Source organism: Streptomyces sp. NPDC006207 (genome assembly GCF_040613835.1).
GTDB lineage: Bacteria > Actinomycetota > Actinomycetes > Streptomycetales > Streptomycetaceae > Actinacidiphila.
Genome location: NZ_JBEXSX010000008.1, coordinates 100380 through 117260, shown reverse-complemented (window position 1 = coordinate 117260; position 16881 = coordinate 100380). Strand labels below are relative to the sequence as shown.

Sequence of the window (16881 nt, the reverse complement as noted above, 5' to 3'; positions counted from 1 at the left end):
ACGGCGCGGCCCGAGGAAGGTCAGACCAGCTTGGCGACGAAGAGGAAGTGCGGCCCGGCCGGCTCCAGCACGAACTCCTCCCCCACCGCCATGAAGCCCTGCCCCTCCCAGAAGCCGCGCGCCGAGGTACGGCCGTTGCACCACACCAGCTCGGCCCCGCGCTGCCGGGCCTGCTCCAGCGCGGCGTGCAGCAGCGCAGCGCCGTAGCCGCGGCCGCGGACCTCCGGGGCGCTGGCCATGCCGCGGATGCGGTACGCGATCGCGCCGTCGCCGGGCAGCTGCTCCGGGAAGAGCGTGACGCACGCCACGACCTCGTCGCCGCCGTCGCCGCCGTCGCCGTAGGCCGCCATGTGGAAGGCGAGCGGATGACCGTCCTCCAGGAAGATCGCCGACTTCCGCGGGAGCCCGGGCCGCAGCACCCTCCAGCGCAGTTCGAAGATCTCCTCGACGGGTACGACGGCGGTCCTGGGCTCCATGACAGTCATGCTAGGTGACCGCCCCCGGGCTCACTCCAGGAGGGAGGCCAGGGGCACCGTGGGGTCGGCCAGCGCGTCGGTGTCGACCTGGCGGCCGGAGCGGATGAGCTTCTGGACGGTGTCGGTCACGTCCCACACGTTGACGTTCATCCCGGCCAGCACCCTGCCGTCGCGCAGCCAGAAGGCGATGAACTGCCGCTTGCCCACGTCGCCCCGGGCCAGCACCTGGTCGTAGGTGCCGGGGGCGGCGTGCCCGGAGAACTCCATGCCCAGGTCGTACTGGTCGGTGAAGAAGTACGGGACCCGGTCGTACACCACGTCCCCGCCGAGCATCGCACGGGCCGCCACGGGGCCGCTGTTGAGGGCGTTCGCCCAGTGCTCGACCCGCAACCGGCCGCCCAGCAGGGGGTGTTCGGCGTTGGCGACGTCTCCGGCGGCGAAGACGTCCGGGTCGGAGGTGCGCAGCGAGGCGTCCACGGCGATGCCGCCGCCCGCGGCGCGGTCGGCCAGCGCCAGCCCGGCGGCCTCGGCGAGCGCGGTGCGCGGGGCGGCGCCGATCGCGGCGAGCACGTGGTGGGCGGGGTGCTCCTCGCCGTCGTCGGTGAGCACCGACATCACCATGCCGTCCTGACCGGTGATCTCGGTGAGCCGGGCGCCGAAGTGGAACCGCACCCCGTGCTCGCGGTGCAGGTCGGCGAAGACCTCGCCGAGCTCCGGGCCGAGGACCGAGTGCAGCGGGCACGGCTGCGGCTCGACGACCGTGACCTCGACGCCGTAGCCGCGGGCGGCGGCCGCCACCTCCAGGCCGATCCAGCCCGCTCCGGCGATCACCAGGTGGCCGTTCTCGCGGCCGAGCGAGGTCAGCACGTTCTTCAGTCGCTCGGCGTGCGCGAGACGGCGCAGGTGGTGCACCCCGGCCAGGTCGGTGCCGGGGATGTCCAGCCGGCGCGGCTCGGCGCCGGTGGTCAGCAGCAGCCTGTCGTACGGGATGGAGGTGCCGTCGCCCAGGGTGATCCGCTTGCCGGTCCGGTCCAGGCCGGTGACCGGCTGGCCGAGGTGGAGTTCGACGTCGTGCTCGGCGTACCAGGCGGCGGGATGGACGAAGACCGAGTCGCGCTCCTCGTTGCCCAGCAGGAAGCCCTTGGAGAGCGGGGGTCGTTCGTAGGGGTGGTCGCGTTCGTCCCCGATCAGTATCACGCGGCCGGTGAAACCCTCGGAGCGCAGCGTCTCCGCCGCTTTCGCCCCGGCGAGCCCCGCCCCGACGATGACGAATGTGTGGTCTGCGTCCACCACTGTGCGCCTCCCTGGTGTCCTCGGGTGCCCGGCGGCCCTCCCTCTGGCAATTGCCAGTCATGTGAGCGTCCCGCACGGCAGGGCCGACGTGAAGAGTGCCGCGCCGACCGGGAACGGGGGCGGCGCGGCGCGCGGGGGCGGCCGGGGGCCGCCGGGGGCTCACCGGGGGGCGGTGAGCCGGGCGTGCAGGGCGGTCGCGGCCGCGTCGGTCAGCGAGGCGATCTGGTCGACGACGGCCCGCTGCCGGGCCCGGTCGTCCTTGGCCTCGTCGAAGATGCCGCGGAACTGCGGGTCCAGCCCCTCCGGCGCCCGGGCCAGCAGGGCCTCGGCGAGCTCCCCGATGACCACGCGCTGCTGGGCGCGCCGCCGCTCCTGCGCCTCGCGCTGCATGACGTACCGGTCGGCGACCGCCTTCAGGACGGCGCACTCCAGCCGCTGGTCGCGCGGGACGACCAGTTGGGCGCGGTGACGGGTGAGCCGGCCGGTGCCGTAGGCGTCCCGGGTGGCGCGCTCGGCGGCCAGGCAGAAGCGGCCGATCAGCTGCGAGGTGGCGTCCTTCAGCCGGGCCTGGGCGATGGCGGAACCGTCGTAGCCGTGCGGCCACCACTCCATGTCCAGCAGCCGGTCCAGGGCCTGCGCGAGCTCGTCCTCGGCCGCCCCGGGGGCGTAGCGGCCGGCGGCGACGACGAAGATCTCGCGGCGCTCGGGCTCGGCGAGCAGCACCGCCGGATCCAGATGGCCGGCGTGCAGCCCGTCCTCGACGTCGTGGACGGAGTACGCCACGTCGTCGGCCCAGTCCATGACCTGCGCCTCGAAGCACTGCACGTACGGGCGGTCGGCGGGGGCGGTGCGGCGCAGCCACTCGAAGACCGGCAGGTCGTCCTCGTACACGCCGAACTTGGGGCTGGTGGGGTCGGTGGGGTGCCCGCCGCGCGGCCAGGGGTACTTCGTCGCCGCGTCCAGCGCCGCCCGGGTCAGGTTGAGGCCCACGCTGGTCAGGGTGCCGTCGTCGGCATGGGCGAAACGCTTCGGCTCCAGCCGGGTCAGGATGCGCAGGCTCTGGGCGTTGCCCTCGAAGCCGCCGCAGCCGGCCGCGACCTCGGCGAGCACCATCTCCCCGTTGTGCCCGAACGGCGGATGGCCGATGTCGTGGGCCAGGCAGGCGGTCTCCACCAGGTCCGGGTCGCAGCCGAGGGCCGCCCCGAGCTCCCGGCCTACCTGGGCGCACTCCAGGCTGTGCGTCAGCCGCGTCCGCGGGCTGCTGTTGAGCGCCCGGGCGTTGTCGACCGGGTCCACCACCTGCGTCTTCCCGGCCAGCCGGCGCAGCCCCGCGGAGTGCAGCATGCGGGCCCGGTCCCGCTGGAACGACGTGCGGCCGGGCCGCTTGTCGGGCTCGGGCACGTAGCGCTCGGTGTCGGCTTCGCTGTAGGGGGCGTAGTCGGTCGCCGCAGGGTGGTTCGCGTCCATACCGCGACGGTAGCGGGCGCGACCCGGTCCGGGCGGCTACGCCGTGGCCAGCTGCGCCGCGGCGGCGGGACCCGCCGTGCCGGCCAGCGCCCGGTCGTAGCGGTGCAGCACCAGCGCCGCCATCGCCGGATGCGCGCCGAGCGGGGCGGCGGCGATCCACGGCGCCGCGGCGGCCGTCGCCGTCGCGAAGCGGCCCGGCGCGGCGAAGCAGGAGGCCACCGCGACCCGGTCCCGGCCGTCGGCCGACAGCTGCCGCACCGCCGCGGCGACGTCCGGCCCCGCCGACGCGTACGCGGGCACCACCGGCACCCTGCCGCCCAGCCGGGCCTGCAGCAGCGCGGCCGTCGCCTCGGTGTCCCGGGCCGACTGCGGGTCACGGGACCCTGCGGCGGCCAGTACGATCCCGGCCCGCCGTGCGGCCCGCGGGGGGCCGGTGCGCCAGCCCGCCTCGGCCAGGCGGTCGTGCAGCGCCTCGGCGAGCAGCGGGTGCGGGCCGAGCGGCGCCGCGACCCGCCCCCGCAGGTGCGGGGCACGGGCCAGCGCCCCGGGGAGGTCCCGCTTGACGTGGTGGCCGCGGGTCAGCATCAGTGGCACCAGGACGGCCTCGCCGCGCAGGGCCGCAAGGGTGTCGTCCAGCGACGGCTCGTCGATCTCGATGTGACCGAGCCGCACCGACAGCCCCGGGCGCAGGTCCCTGATCCGCTCCAGCAGGGCGTGCGCGGTGCGCAGCGCCTCCGGGTCGCGGCTGCCGTGCGCGACGGCGACCAGGACCGGGCGGCAGGGGGCCGCGGAGCGCAGCGTCACCCGCGAGAGCTGACTGCTGAGCTGCGTGGTGATCCGGGACATGAGCTGCGCCGTGCTGTCGAAGTGGTCCGGTCCTGGCACGCCGTGCGGCGCGGGTTCCTCGGCCGTCATGCACCGAGTGTGGCGAGCGGGGGTTGCCACGCCGTTGCACCGAGATGACGACTGGTTTCCGCCGCTTCACACTCCGTGCGGGCGGGTGTGAGGGGCGCCCGCAGAGCGTGCGTCAGCGGCGCTTCCAGTCCCCGCCCTCGATGGGGCGCCCCTTCTCGCGCAGCTCCCGTTCGTGGTCCGCGGCCGCCAGGTACACCCATGCGGGCACCGTCCGCCCGGCGTAGGTGCGCACGTCGCGGACCACCCGCTCGTACAGGTTCCCGGCGGCGCCCGGGCTGTACTCCTCCAGGCGGTCCAGGTCCGCGAGCACCTCCTGGTACAGGTCTTCGACCGGATGGATGACGTCGCCGTGGATGCGGCCGCGGTCGTCGGCCACGGCGTACGGGTAGCCCGGCCCGTCGAACAGCAGCGCGCCGTGCAGCACGGCGGGCGTCTCGGACGTCGTCCGGCCGCGCAGCAGCCAGGAGTGGTTGATCTCGCCGGGCCGCAGGGTCCCGTACACGAAGAACGGGAGGCGGGAATGGTCGTCACGCATCACCCTCATGGAACCGCAGGGACGTACGGGACGTCGACTCGGACGTGGAACGAAGCCCGAACCGGAAGACGCCAGGGGTACGCGTGGGGGCCGTGCTGCCGCGTCTGCGGCGGCTCGCGCGGCTGCCGCGGCTACCGCGGTCCAGGCGGGGGCGGCGGCACCTGCTGTGGGCCGCCGTGGCCCTGGGCGTACTGGCACTGCTGCCCGCGACGTGGCTCCAGGTCACCGCGGACGACCGGGTCCGTGCGGTGGCGGACGCCCCCGCGGAGCCCGTCGCCGTCGTCTTCGGCGCGGGCCTGTGGAACGGCGAGCCCTCCCCCTACCTGGCCCACCGCCTCGACGCGGCCGCCCAACTGTGGGCGGCGCACAAGGTGCGGGTGGTCCTCGTCACGGGCGACAACAGCCGCACCGACTACGACGAGCCGACCGCGATGCGGGACTACCTGGCCGCGCACGGCGTGCCCCGCGACAAGGTCGTCCTCGACTACGCCGGCTTCGACACGTGGGACTCCTGCGCCCGGGCCCGGCGCGTCTTCGGCGTCGACCGGGCGCTGCTGGTGAGCCAGGGCTTCCACATACGGCGGGCGCTGGCGCTGTGCGGGGCGGCCGGGATCGAGGCGTACGGGATCGGGGTCGACGAGCGGCACGACGCGACCTGGTACTACGGGGGGACCCGCGAAGTCGCCGGAGCCGTGAAGGCCGCGTTCGACGCCGCGTTCACCCCGGACCCCCGTTTCCTCGGCCCCCGCGAGGCCGGCGTCCAGCGCGCCCTGGGGTGACCTTCTGTAGGGCCCGGTTGTCGTGTGCGGCGCCGTCGTGGTTGCGGTGGGGGGTTCCCCGCCTCCCGCCCTCCCCCAGCCTTCGGCCGGGGGGACCCCCATCCGGCGCGATCAGTGCGGGCGGGTGGACGCCCGCCGCAGGCGCAAACAACCCGCACACGGCAAACGACCCGCACCCTCACACCCCGCACAGCCCCGCAGGGAGCGCACCGTACGCCGGGCGTAACGCCCCCGCCCGGGGGGCGAAACACCGGCGCCGCATCGTGGGCGGCATGAGCGCCAGCGGAACCGTCGACACCCACTGCCCCTACTGCGCCCTGCAGTGCGGAATGGGCCTCCGCCGCACCGCCGGAGGCAGCGGCATCCCGGACGTGGTGGAGCGCGACTTCCCCGTGAACAAGGGCGCCCTGTGCGGCAAGGGCCGCACCGCGCCCGCCGTGCTGGCCCCGGAGGCACGGCTGACCGGCCCCCTGGTCAGGGACCGCGCCTCGGGACGGCTGGAGCCGGCCCCCTGGGAGGACGCCCTGGACCGGGTCGCGGAAGGCCTGTTGCGGGTGCGGGCCGCCCACGGCCCCGACGCGGTCGGTGTGTTCGGCGGCGGGGGCCTGACCAACGAGAAGGCGTACGCCCTCGGCAAGTTCGCCCGGGTCGTGCTGCGGACGTCCCAGATCGACTACAACGGCCGCTTCTGCATGTCCTCCGCCGCGGCCGCCCACACCAGGGCCTTCGGCCTGGACCGGGGCCTGCCGTTCCCGCTGGCGGACGTCGCGCGGACGGGCTGCGTGATCCTGGTCGGCTCGAACCTCGCCGAGACGATGCCGCCCGCGCTGCGCTACTTCACGGAGCTGAAGGAGAACGGCGGCCGCCTGATCGTCGTGGACCCGCGCCGTACGCGCACCGCCGAGCACGCCGACCTGCACCTGCAGCCGCGCCCCGGCACCGACCTCGCCCTCGCGCTCGGCCTGCTGCACCTGGTGGTCGCGGAGGGCCGCGTGGACGAGGACTTCGTCGCGCAGCGGACGACCGGCTGGCCGGAGGCGCGGGCCTCGGCGATGGCGCTCTGGCCGGAGCTGGTCGAGCGGATCACCGGGGTGCCGGTGCCCAGGCTCCGGGAGGCGGTGGAGCTGTTCTGCGGCGTGCCGGAGGCGATGGTGCTGACCGCGCGCGGCCCGGAGCAGCAGTCGAAGGGCACGGACACGGTGAGCGCGTGGATCAACCTGTGCCTGGCGACGGGTCGCGCGGGGCGCCCGCAGTCGGGGTACGGCTGTCTCACGGGGCAAGGCAACGGCCAGGGCGGCCGGGAGCACGGCCAGAAGGCCGACCAGCTGCCCGGCTACCGCAAGCTCGACGACCCGGCGGCGCGCAGCCATGTGGCCCGGGTGTGGGGGGTCGACCCGGACGACCTGCCGGGGCCGGGGCGCAGCGCGTACGAGCTGCTGGACGCGCTGGGCCGGGACGTGAAGGGCCTGTTGCTCATGGGCTCCAACCCGGTGGTCTCCGCGCCGCGGGCGGCGCACGTCACCGAGCGCATCGCGGCGCTGGACTTCCTCGCCGTGTGCGACGTGGTGCTGTCGGAGACGGCGGCGATGGCCGACGTGGTGCTGCCGGTGACGCAGTGGGCCGAGGAGACGGGGACCACGACGAACCTGGAGGGCAGGGTGCTGCTGCGGCGCAAGGCCCTGGACCCGCCGGAGGGTGTGCGCAGCGACCTGTACGTGCTGAACGGGCTGGCCGCACGCCTGGGCCGGGAGAAGGGCTTCCCTGCCGACCCGGAGGAGGTCTTCGAGGAACTGCGCCGCGCGTCGGCGGGCGGGCCCGCGGACTACTCCGGGATCACCTACCGCCGCATCGAGGCGGAGGACGGGGTGTTCTGGCCGTGCCCGGACGTCCCGGCCGGGGACGCCGCGGCGCACCCGGGCACGCCCCGGCTGTTCCTCGACCGGTTCGCGACGCCGGACGGCCGGGCCAGGTTCGTGCCGGTGCTGCACCGGCCGGCGGCCGAGGAGCCGGACGGGGACTTCCCGCTGTACCTGACGACCGGACGGGTGCTGGCGCAGTACCAGTCGGGCGCCCAGACCCGACGGGTGGCGGAGCTGAACGCCGCCGCGCCCGGTCCGTTCGTGCAGCTCCATCCGCGCCTCGCCGAGCGCATCGGTGTCGCCGAGGGCGACCCGGTCGCCGTCACGTCCCGCCGGGGCCGCGCGGTGGCGCCGGCCCGGGTGGACCGCGCCATCCGTCCGGACACGGTCTTCATGCCCTTCCACTGGGCGGGCGAGGGCCGGGCGAACACCCTCACCAACCCGGCGCTCGACCCGACGTCCCGCATGCCGGAGTTCAAGGTGTGCGCGGTCCGCGTCGAGCGGGCGCAGCCGCGGGCCATCGACGCCTGATATCGCTGTTGATATACTGGCATCCTGCCTGATATCAACCGGGAGGTCGTCATGGCACGCACGGTCATCGATCTGGACGACGCGATGCTCGCCTTCGCCCAGCGGCAGCTCGGCACCAAGACGAAGCGCGAGACGATCAACCTGGCCCTGTCCATAGCGGCCGGGACGAGCGCCGACGACCGTGCCCGCGGGCTCGCATGGCTCCAGGAACACGCCGAGGACGTCCTGGACTTCGACTACCTGGCGGAGCAGGAGCGCGGCGGCCGATGAGCTACCTCGCTGACACCTCGGCGGTGTGGCGCCTGTTGCGGCGGCAGATCCCCGAGCCGTGGCCCACGCATGTGGCCCGGGGACTGGTCGCCATGTGTCCGCCGGTCGAAGCCGAGTTGATGACCGGTGTGCGCTCCGACCGCGAGTACGAGCCGTTTGTCGCCGTACTGCGCCGGACCTTCGGCTGGTGCCCGGCCCTCGACGATCCCTGGCGCCGGATCCACGCCGTGCAGCGTGATCTGATCGCCATCGGGCACCACAGGGGACCGTCGCCCATGGACATCCTCATCGCGCTGACCGCGGAGGCCCACGGCCTGACCCTGATCCACGCCGATCAGGACTTCGGGTCGGTGGCCAAGGTCCGGCCCGGGATCGCCATGATCAGGGTCGACCGGCCGTAGCCGGAGGCCGCTTCGGGCTCACAGCGGGGCCGGGCGGGCGCTGAGGGCACTGTTCCCCGGGGGAAACGACGGGGATGCGGCCGGGTAACAGCGGCGCCGCAGGCTCGTGCCATGAGGATGGTGGTGGTCGGCGGCGGAATGGCGGGGGCGCGCCTCGCGCAGCGTCTGGCGCCCTCCGGTGCGGACGTCACGGTGATCGGCGAGGAGCGGCACGCCCCGTACAACCGGGTGCTGCTCGCGGAGGTGCTGGCGGGCCGGTACGCGCCGGAGGTGGTCGCGCTGCCGGGGGTGCCCGGCGCGGTGGTGCGCCGGGGTGTCCGGGTGGTGCGGATCGACCGCGACGAGCGGGCCGTGGTCTGCGACGACGGTGGCGTGGTCCGGTACGACCGGCTGGTGCTGGCGACCGGCTCCAATCCGGTACTGCCGCCGCTGCGCGGGCTGTTCGCGCGGGACGGCGGCACGTTCCCGGAGGGGGTGCACGCCTTCCGCACGATGGACGACTGCCTGGCGCTCTCGGCGGCGGTGCGTCCCGGGGCGCGTGCGGTGGTCGTCGGCGGCGGGCTGCTCGGGGTGTCGGCGGCGCGGGCGCTGGCGGCGCGCGGGGCGCAGGTGGTGGTCGCCACCCAGGGCGAGCATCTGATGGAGCGTCATCTGGACGAGACCGCCTCGGAGTTGCTGCGCGCGCACCTGGAGGGACTGGGCGTCGAGGTGCACACCCAGTGCCGGGTGCGCGGTCTGCTGACCCGGGACGAAGACGGGGCCGGGGTCGCGCGGCCCTCCCGGCGGCTGCGGCCGGCCGGGACGGTGCGTACGGGAGGCGGGTCCGCGGGGGTGCGCCCGTCGACCCTGCCCCGTGGTGCCGCCGGCGACGGCCGGTCGGCGCGGTCCGTGGTCACCGCGGTCGAACTCGCCGACGGCTACTGCCTCGGCACCGACCTGGTCGTGCTGGCCTGCGGCGTACGGCCGCGCGTCGGGCTCGCCCAGGCGGCGGGGCTGGCGGTCGCCAAGGGGGTGGTCGTGGACGACGCGCTGCGCACCTCGGACCCATCGGTCCACGCGATCGGCGACTGCGCCCAGCACGGCGGCGTCGTCTACGGCCTCGCGGGCCCGGCCACCGAGCAGGCGGACGCGCTGGCGGACGTCCTGACGGCCGACCCCGCCCCCCGGTACGGCGGTACCCGTTCGCTGACCCGGCTCACCCTCAACGGCCCGGCGGCCCTGGACATCGCCTCATTCGGCGAGACCACGCCCTCCCCGGGCGACGACGTGCTCCGCCTCACCGACGCCACGCGCGGCGCGTACCGGAAGGTCGTCCTGCGCGGTGACCGCCTCGTCGGCGGCATCCTCCTCGGCGACCTCGGCACCGTGGGCGCGCTCGCCCGCACCTGGGAGGGCGACGAGGCGCTGCCCGTCGCCCCGCTCCACCTGCTCACCGACAACGGAGGGTCCTGACATGACCACGCCCACCATCGTGCTCGTCGGCCACGGGATGGTCGGACAGCGGTTCCTGGAGGCGCTGGCCGACCGCGGCCTGACCTCCCGTGCCCGGGTGGTGGTGCTCTGCGAGGAGCCCCGCCCGGCGTACGACCGCGTCCACCTCAGCTCGTACTTCGCCGGCACCGGCCCGGAGGGGCTGTCCCTGGTGGAGGCCGGCTTCATGGCGGAGCACGGCATCGAACTCCACCTGGGCGACCCGGCGGTCGCCGTGGACCGCCCGGCCCGGACCGTCACCGCCCGCTCCGGGCTCACGCTCGGCTACGACACCCTGGTGCTCGCCACCGGCTCGTACCCCTTCGTGCCGCCGGTCCCCGGCAAGGACGCGACGGGGTGCTTCGTCTACCGCACCATCGAGGACCTGCTGGCGCTCGAGGAGTACGCGATGACCTCGCGCACCGGCGCGGTCGTCGGCGGGGGGCTGCTCGGGCTGGAGGCGGCCGGCGCGCTCAAGGGGCTCGGACTGGACACGCACGTCGTGGAGTTCGCGCCCCGGCTGATGCCGGTGCAGGTCGACGAGGGCGGCGGCGAGGCGCTGCGGCGCACGGTCGAGGGCATGGGCGTGACCGTCCACACGGGGGTGGGCACGCAGGAGATCGTCACGACCGCCGACGGCTCGGTCCGGGCCATGGCGCTGTCGGACGGCTCGTCGCTCGACGTCGACCTGGTGGTCTTCTCCGCGGGCGTAAGGCCGCGCGACCAGCTCGCCCGTGAGTGCGGACTGCCGGTCGGCGAGCGCGGCGGGATCGTCGTCGACGCGACCTGCCGCACCGAGGACCCGCGGGTCTACGCCATCGGCGAGTGCGCCCTGGCCTCGGACGGCCGGGTGTACGGCCTGGTGGCGCCGGGCTACGACATGGCGGAGACCGCGGCGAAGGCCATCGCAGGCCAGGAGGGCTCCTTCACCGGCGCCGACACCTCCACCAAGCTGAAGCTGCTCGGCGTGGACGTGGCCTCCTTCGGCGACGCCCACGGCGCGACCGCCGGCTGCCTCGACGTGGTCTACTCCGACTCCCGCTCCGGGATCTACAAGAAGCTGGTCGTCTCGCCGGACGGCGTGCTGCTGGGCGGCATCCTCGTCGGCGACGCCGAGCAGTACGGCATGCTGCGCCCGCTCACCGGCTCGGTGCCCCCGGTCCCCGCGGAGCAGCTGGTGCTCCCGGCGGGCGCGGGCGCCCCCGTGGCACTGGGCCCGTCGGCGCTGCCGGACGAGGCGGTGATCTGCTCCTGCCACAACGTCACCAAGGGCACGATCCGCGGCGCGGTCGCGGAGCACGGCTGCACGACGGTCCCCGAGGTGAAGAAGTGCACCAAGGCCGGGACCGGCTGCGGCAGTTGCGTGAAGGTGCTGGGCCAGTTGGTCACCGCGGAGCTGGAGGCCTCGGGCGTCGAGGTCGACAAGGGGCTGTGCGGCTGCTTCGCCCAGACCCGCCAGGAGCTCTACGAGATCGTGCGGGCGCTGCGGATCACCGGCTTCCGCGAGCTGCTCGACCGGCACGGCCGCGAGGGCGCCCGCGGCGGCGACGGCTGCGAGGTCTGCAAGCCGGCCGTCGGGTCGATCATCGCCTCGCTCGCCCCGGCGATCGGCGCCTCCGGCTACGTCCTGGACGGCGAGCAGGCCGCGCTGCAGGACACCAACGACCACTTCCTGGCCAACCTGCAGAGGAACGGCTCGTACTCGATCGTGCCCCGCATCCCGGGCGGGGAGATCACCCCGGAGAAGCTGATCGTCATCGGCGAGGTGGCCCGCGACTTCGGCCTCTACACCAAGATCACCGGGGGGCAGCGGATCGACCTGTTCGGCGCCCGGGTCGACCAGCTCCCGATGATCTGGACCCGGCTGGTGGACGCCGGCTTCGAGTCCGGGCACGCGTACGGCAAGGCCTTGCGCACCGTGAAGTCCTGCGTCGGGCAGACCTGGTGCCGCTACGGCGTGCAGGACAGCGTCCGCATGGCCATCGACCTGGAACTGCGCTACCGGGGCCTACGGTCCCCGCACAAGCTCAAGTCCGCCGTCTCCGGCTGCCAGCGCGAGTGCGCGGAGGCGCGCAGCAAGGACTTCGGCATCATCGCCACCGCGAGCGGCTGGAACCTGTACGTCGGCGGCAACGGCGGCGCCACCCCGCGTCACGCGGACCTGCTCGCCCAGGACCTGAGCGACGCCGAACTGGTCCGGCTGGTCGACCGCTTCCTGATGTTCTACATCCGCACCGCCGACCGCCTGGAGCGCACCTCCGCCTGGCTGGAGCGGATCGAGGGCGGGCTCGGCCACGTACGGGACGTCGTCGTCCACGACTCGCTCGGCATCTGCGGGGAGCTGGAGCGGCTGATGGCCGACCACGTCGCCCACTACCGCGACGAGTGGGCGCAGACGCTGGGGGACCCGGAGCGGCTGCGGCGCTTCGTCTCCTTCGTCAACGCGCCCGGCGTGCCCGACCCCTCGGTCCGCTTCGTCCCCGAGCGGGACCAGGTCAAGCCCGACCTCGACCTGCTCGCCGGCCCCGTGCTCCCCGTCCGCACCCTCGAAGGGACCACCACCGCATGAACGTCGAAGTCCTCCTCCCCGGCACCGCGGGCTGGTTCGCCGTCTGCGACCACGGCACCCTCACCCCCGGCCGCGGCGTCGCCGCCCTCCTCCCCGACGGCCGGCAGGCGGCCCTCTTCACCGACCGGCACGGGCGCCCGTACGCCATCGACAACCGCGACCCCTTCACCGGCGCCTACGTCCTGTCCCGGGGCCTGCTCGGCTCCACCGCCGAGGGCCGGGCCTTCGTCGCCTCCCCACTGCTCAAGCAGCGCTTCGACCTGGAGAACGGCCGCTGCCTCGACGACGAGGCGGTCTCGGTGCCGGCCTTCCCGGTGCGGGTGCGGTGACGGGCCGGACGCCTGCTTGAATCGGTCCATGACCGAGGTCGAGGTGCTGCGCGTGTTCATCGGCCCCGAGGGGCGGGGCGGGAACCTGCTCGGGGTGGTACGGGAGGGCGCGTCCGTGCCCGGGACGCAGGCGCGGCAGCGGTTCGCCGCGGCGCTCGGCTACAGCGAGACCGTGTTCGTCGACGACGCCGCACGCGGCGTCGTCGACATCTGGACGCCGAGCGTGCGGCTGCCCTTCGCGGGCCATCCGACGGTGGGGACGGCGTGGCTGCTCGGGGCCGAGTTGCTGCGGCCGCCGGCCGGCGAGGTGAAGGCCTGGACGGAGGGCGCCTTCACCTGGGTGCGCGGGCGCGCGGAGTGGGCGTCGGGGCGTCGCACCCAGCGGTTCGGCTCACCCGAGGAGGTGGACGCGCTGCCCGCGCCACCGCCCGGGGAGGGCTGGCTCTACGCCTGGGCCTGGGCGGACGAGGCGGCCGGACGCGTCCGCGCACGGGCCTTCCCGCGACGCGGCGACGGGATCGTGGAGGACGAGGCGACGGGCGCCGCGGCGCTCGTGCTCACCGGCGAGCTGGGACGCCCGCTGGACGTCCGCCAGGGCGCGGGCTCACAGATCCTGACCCGGGTCCACCCCGACGGCACCGTGGACATCGGCGGCCGGGTGTCCCTCGCCCCCTGACCGGTCGCCCATCCGGCCCGCGTCCCGATGGGCCCGGCGCGACGGCGAACCCGCCGGTCGCCCCCGCCTGGCACGGCGCCTCGCACCCGGACTCGGATTCCGGTCGCTCTCCGACGCCACTGCCGCGTCCCCCCTCCCAGAGCGAAACGACGGACCCGCCGGGCTCCCCTGTCGGGGCAGGCGGCCGCACCGGCACGCGGGTCACCCCGGAGCGCTGCCGACAGGCACCCCGGCAGGGACCACCACGCGCGCGCCCGCAATCCGCCTCTCGCACCACGGCCCGGCCGGCAGGCGTGCGCAACCGCGCGAGCGCCCACCGCGGCCGCACCTCGCATCAGCCGCCCGCGGCCCGTGGCCCAGGCGGCACAACCGCCGTGCGCTGGACGGCGCGTGTGCCACCGCCCCGCGACCCCCGGCCGGGGCTTCGGACAGCGGGCCTCGCCGCTGGTGCACTGCCGCACCTCGCGTCGGCCGCCCGGGTGCCGCCGCCCCGTGGCTCCGGCCGGACGCCGTCCCCCTGCGACCGCGGTGCCCGGCGGCAACGACCGTACGCAGGACGGCGCCTGGGCCGCCGGTGCGCCGCCGCCACGGGATGCCCGCCGTCAGTGGTCCCCGTGGCCGGGGCCCGGGGTCCCGGCACGGCGCCAGGCCCCGGTCACGCCGCGCGTCACGCCTCGCTTCACCGCTCTGACCTGCGACTTCGACCACTCACGGGTTCCGGATGCGGATCTTCGGCGGGGCGGTGATGCTGAGAGAAGTGCCACTCACGGCGAGGAGGACAGCGATGTCCATGTTCGACAAGATCAAGGCCAAGCTGAAGGGCCACGAGAGCCAGTCCCAGAAGGGCATCGACAAGGGCGGCGACATGCTGGACGAGAAGACCGGCGGGAAGTACCAGCGCCAGGTCGACACGACCCAGGACAAGCTGGGCGACGAGTTCGGCACCGGCGGCACCGGCGAGGACCGTCCCCCGCACTCCTGACGCCGACGGGCCGTCGCGCACCCGTGTGGAGGGCGGCGCGGCGGCCCTACGCTGGCCCGCATGGCTTGGAGCGCGCACGACATCCCCGACCAGAGCGGCCGCACGGCCGTCGTCACCGGTGCGAACAGCGGCATCGGTTACTGCACCGCCCGCGAACTCGCCCGCAGGGGCGCCAGGGTGCTGCTCGCCTGCCGCAGCGAGACGCGCGGCAAGGAGGCCGTCGACCGCCTGAAGGCCGAGGTGCGGGGCGCCCGCGCCGGATACCGCCACCTCGACCTGGGCGACCTGTCCTCGGTGCGCGCCTTCGCCGCCGGGTACGACGGCACCGGGCTGGACCTGCTGGTCAACAACGCCGGTGTGATGGCCCTGCCGCACGGCACCACCGCCGACGGCTTCGAGACCCAGATGGGCGTGAACCACCTCGGCCACTTCGCCCTCACCGGGCTGCTGCTGCCACGCCTGCTGGCCACCCCGGGAGCGCGGGTCGTCTCCGTCTCCAGCAGCATGCACGCGGTCGCCACCATCGATCCCGGTGACCTCAACAGCGAGCGCCGCTACCGCCGTTGGGTCGCCTACGCCCGTTCCAAGAGCGCCAACCTGCTCTTCGTCCACGAGCTGTCCCGGCGGCTGGCGGCCGCGGGCGCCGGCACCGTCGTCGCGGCGGCGCACCCCGGCTACGCGAGCACCGGATTGCAGACCCGCGCCGCGCGCATGGAGAACCGCCGGACCGTCGAACGCGTGGTGAACCTCGGCAACCGGGTGATCGCCCAGTCCGCGGACGCCGGCGCGCTCCCGCTGCTGTACGCCGCCACGGCCCCCGGCGTGCTCCCCGACTCCTTCACCGGTCCCCGCTTCCAGGGCTGGCGCGGCTCCCCGGCCCCCTCCTGGCGCGCCCCGTGGACCCGCGACGACCGGGCGGGCGAGCTGTTGTGGGCGGCCTCCGAACAACTGACGGGCGTCCGCTACGAGCTGCCCGCGGCGGGGTGAGCCGCCGCGTCCCGCGCCCTCTGCCATGACAGTGAATGCGACAGACGGTGGCGGGTGGTTCACGCTGTGTTGGCGAAGACGTCGGGGGGCGCACCCTAGCCTTCCGGTGCGCGACCCGCCCGCGGCGATGGGTCCGGGCGGGCCACCCCGTCGTCCCTGGAGTGATCGTGGAACGTCGAACCTTCCTGCGCGGAGCGGTGGTCGGCAGCTCGGCGGCCGCCTTCGGCGGCACCCTCATGCGCGGGGCGGTCCACGCCGCACCCGCCCAGCCCGGTGCCGGCCCCTACGGCGCGCTGCAGGCGCCCGACGCCAACGGGATCGCCCTGCCCGGCGGTTTCACCAGCCGTGTCGTCGCCCGCTCCGGCCAGAAGGTCGCGGGCACGTCGTACACCTGGCACAGCGCGCCCGACGGCGGCGCGTGCTTCGCCGACGGCACCGGCTGGATCTACGTCTCGAACTCGGAGACCGACCCGAACGGTGGTGCGAGCGCGGTGCGGTTCGACGCCTCGGGCAGTGTCACGGGCGCCTACCGCATCCTCTCCGGCACCCGGCAGAACTGCGCGGGCGGCAGGACGCCCTGGAACAGCTGGCTGTCCTGCGAGGAGGTCAGCCTCGGCCACGTGTACGAGACCGACCCCCGGGGCGTGGAGGCGGCCGTCCGCCGCGCCGCCATGGGCAGGTTCAAGCACGAGGCGGCCGCCGCCGACCCCGTGCGCAAGGTGGTCTACCTGACCGAGGACGAGACCAACGGCTGCTTCTACCGGTTCGTCCCGGCCACTTGGGGCGACCTGTCGGCCGGGACCCTGCAGGTACTGGTCGCCGGCACCGCCGCCTCGGGCTCCTTCACCTGGGCGAACGTGCCCGACCCCGACGGCTCCCCGACCGCCACCCGCAGCCAGGTGTCCGGCGCGAAGAGGTTCAACGGCGGCGAGGGCTGCCACTACGCCGACGGCACCGTCTGGTTCACCACCAAGGGCGACAACCGCGTCTGGCGGCTCGACCTGGCCGCCGGCACCTACGCGCTGGCGTACGACGACTCCCTGGTCCCCGGCAGTGCCCCGCTGACGGGCGCGGACAACATCACCGGCAGCTCCTCGGGTGACCTCTACGTCGCCGAGGACGGCGGCACCATGGAGATCTGCCTGATCACCCCGGACGACGTCGTCTCGCCGTTCCTGCGGGTCAGCGGCCAGTCCGCCTCCGAGATCACCGGTCCCGCCTTCTCCCCCGACGGCACCCGGCTGTACTTCTCCTCGCAGCGCGGCACGAGCGGCAGTTCGTCGGGCGGCATCACCTACGAGGTGCGCGGCCCGTTCCGTTCGTAGCCGGCGGAACGGAAGCG

General features: G+C 74.7%; 16 protein-coding genes. 11 read left to right on the top strand and 5 right to left on the bottom strand.

The window, feature by feature from the left end:
- Positions 1–20: 20 nt before the first annotated feature.
- From ABZ312_RS08580 to ABZ312_RS08560, 5 genes are all read right to left on the bottom strand, one after another.
- Complete coding sequence (locus ABZ312_RS08580; RefSeq protein ID WP_500359569.1) at positions 21–476, bottom strand: GNAT family N-acetyltransferase; 456 nt, start codon at positions 474–476, stop codon at positions 21–23.
- A 30-nt stretch (positions 477–506) separates the two neighbouring features.
- On the bottom strand, positions 507–1769 hold the full coding sequence (locus ABZ312_RS08575) for an NAD(P)/FAD-dependent oxidoreductase (protein ID WP_500332382.1): 1263 nt from the start codon (positions 1767–1769) through the stop codon (positions 507–509).
- A 159-nt stretch (positions 1770–1928) separates the two neighbouring features.
- Positions 1929–3236 (bottom strand): deoxyguanosinetriphosphate triphosphohydrolase, encoded by a 1308-nt coding sequence (locus ABZ312_RS08570; protein WP_500436884.1) that lies wholly within the window; start codon positions 3234–3236, stop codon positions 1929–1931.
- A gap of 36 nt (positions 3237–3272) precedes the next feature.
- Complete coding sequence (locus ABZ312_RS08565) at positions 3273–4151, bottom strand: sirohydrochlorin chelatase (protein ID WP_500436883.1); 879 nt, start codon at positions 4149–4151, stop codon at positions 3273–3275.
- A gap of 112 nt (positions 4152–4263) precedes the next feature.
- Entirely contained in the window at positions 4264–4686 is a 423-nt protein-coding gene (locus ABZ312_RS08560) for a gamma-glutamylcyclotransferase family protein (protein ID WP_500323046.1), read from the bottom strand.
- An 83-nt stretch (positions 4687–4769) separates the two neighbouring features.
- Here ABZ312_RS08560 and ABZ312_RS08555 point away from each other — a divergent pair, with 83 nt between their 5' ends.
- The 11 genes from ABZ312_RS08555 to ABZ312_RS08505 all read left to right on the top strand — a co-directional run bounded on the left by ABZ312_RS08555 (position 4770) and on the right by ABZ312_RS08505 (position 16864).
- A complete protein-coding gene (locus ABZ312_RS08555) occupies positions 4770–5465 on the top strand; it encodes a SanA/YdcF family protein (protein ID WP_500323044.1) in 696 nt (231 codons plus the stop codon).
- 272 nt (positions 5466–5737) lie between these two features.
- Positions 5738–7855: a molybdopterin oxidoreductase family protein gene (locus tag ABZ312_RS08550; RefSeq protein ID WP_500323043.1), complete on the top strand. Its 2118-nt coding sequence runs from the start codon at positions 5738–5740 to the stop codon at positions 7853–7855.
- Positions 7856–7906: 51 nt separating this feature from the next.
- Complete coding sequence (locus tag ABZ312_RS08545; RefSeq protein ID WP_319140420.1) at positions 7907–8125, top strand: type II toxin-antitoxin system VapB family antitoxin; 219 nt, start codon at positions 7907–7909, stop codon at positions 8123–8125.
- Positions 8122–8526 carry a PIN domain-containing protein gene (locus ABZ312_RS08540; RefSeq protein ID WP_500436881.1) on the top strand — a complete coding sequence of 135 codons (405 nt, stop codon included), beginning with the start codon at positions 8122–8124 and terminating at the stop codon, positions 8524–8526. The genes ABZ312_RS08545 and ABZ312_RS08540 overlap by 4 nt, the downstream gene beginning before the upstream one ends.
- A 111-nt stretch (positions 8527–8637) precedes the next feature.
- A complete protein-coding gene (locus ABZ312_RS08535) occupies positions 8638–9978 on the top strand; it encodes an NAD(P)/FAD-dependent oxidoreductase (protein ID WP_500436879.1) in 1341 nt (446 codons plus the stop codon).
- 1 nt (position 9979) lies between these two features.
- Positions 9980–12565: a nitrite reductase large subunit NirB gene (gene nirB / locus ABZ312_RS08530; protein ID WP_500356959.1), complete on the top strand. Its 2586-nt coding sequence runs from the start codon at positions 9980–9982 to the stop codon at positions 12563–12565.
- Entirely contained in the window at positions 12562–12894 is a 333-nt protein-coding gene (gene nirD / locus ABZ312_RS08525; protein ID WP_500323037.1) for a nitrite reductase small subunit NirD, read from the top strand. Before nirB ends, nirD begins: the two co-directional genes overlap by 4 nt.
- A gap of 28 nt (positions 12895–12922) precedes the next feature.
- A complete protein-coding gene (locus ABZ312_RS08520) occupies positions 12923–13570 on the top strand; it encodes a PhzF family phenazine biosynthesis protein (RefSeq protein ID WP_500323036.1) in 648 nt (215 codons plus the stop codon).
- A 784-nt stretch (positions 13571–14354) separates the two neighbouring features.
- Complete coding sequence (locus tag ABZ312_RS08515; RefSeq protein WP_500323035.1) at positions 14355–14552, top strand: antitoxin; 198 nt, start codon at positions 14355–14357, stop codon at positions 14550–14552.
- A gap of 60 nt (positions 14553–14612) precedes the next feature.
- Positions 14613–15539: an oxidoreductase gene (locus tag ABZ312_RS08510; protein ID WP_500323033.1), complete on the top strand. Its 927-nt coding sequence runs from the start codon at positions 14613–14615 to the stop codon at positions 15537–15539.
- A gap of 167 nt (positions 15540–15706) precedes the next feature.
- On the top strand, positions 15707–16864 hold the full coding sequence (locus ABZ312_RS08505; protein WP_500436877.1) for an alkaline phosphatase PhoX: 1158 nt from the start codon (positions 15707–15709) through the stop codon (positions 16862–16864).
- The last annotated feature ends 17 nt before the right edge of the window (positions 16865–16881 follow it).

Excerpts from the sequence above, each read along its gene's own strand:
- ABZ312_RS08550 (WP_500323043.1), top strand. The coding sequence starts at position 5,738 with ATGAGCGCCAGCGGAACCGTCGACACCCACTGCCCCTACTGCGCCCTG.
- nirB (WP_500356959.1), top strand. The coding sequence starts at position 9,980 with ATGACCACGCCCACCATCGTGCTCGTCGGCCACGGGATGGTCGGACAG.
- ABZ312_RS08545 (WP_319140420.1), top strand. The coding sequence starts at position 7,907 with ATGGCACGCACGGTCATCGATCTGGACGACGCGATGCTCGCCTTCGCC.
- ABZ312_RS08560 (WP_500323046.1), bottom strand. The coding sequence starts at position 4,686 with ATGCGTGACGACCATTCCCGCCTCCCGTTCTTCGTGTACGGGACCCTG.
- ABZ312_RS08520 (WP_500323036.1), top strand. The coding sequence starts at position 12,923 with ATGACCGAGGTCGAGGTGCTGCGCGTGTTCATCGGCCCCGAGGGGCGG.
- ABZ312_RS08535 (WP_500436879.1), top strand. The coding sequence starts at position 8,638 with ATGAGGATGGTGGTGGTCGGCGGCGGAATGGCGGGGGCGCGCCTCGCG.
- nirD (WP_500323037.1), top strand. The coding sequence starts at position 12,562 with ATGAACGTCGAAGTCCTCCTCCCCGGCACCGCGGGCTGGTTCGCCGTC.
- ABZ312_RS08570 (WP_500436884.1), bottom strand. The coding sequence starts at position 3,236 with ATGGACGCGAACCACCCTGCGGCGACCGACTACGCCCCCTACAGCGAA.
- ABZ312_RS08510 (WP_500323033.1), top strand. The coding sequence starts at position 14,613 with ATGGCTTGGAGCGCGCACGACATCCCCGACCAGAGCGGCCGCACGGCC.
- ABZ312_RS08515 (WP_500323035.1), top strand. The coding sequence starts at position 14,355 with ATGTCCATGTTCGACAAGATCAAGGCCAAGCTGAAGGGCCACGAGAGC.
- ABZ312_RS08565 (WP_500436883.1), bottom strand. The coding sequence starts at position 4,151 with ATGACGGCCGAGGAACCCGCGCCGCACGGCGTGCCAGGACCGGACCAC.
- ABZ312_RS08540 (WP_500436881.1), top strand. The coding sequence starts at position 8,122 with ATGAGCTACCTCGCTGACACCTCGGCGGTGTGGCGCCTGTTGCGGCGG.
- ABZ312_RS08580 (WP_500359569.1), bottom strand. The coding sequence starts at position 476 with ATGGAGCCCAGGACCGCCGTCGTACCCGTCGAGGAGATCTTCGAACTG.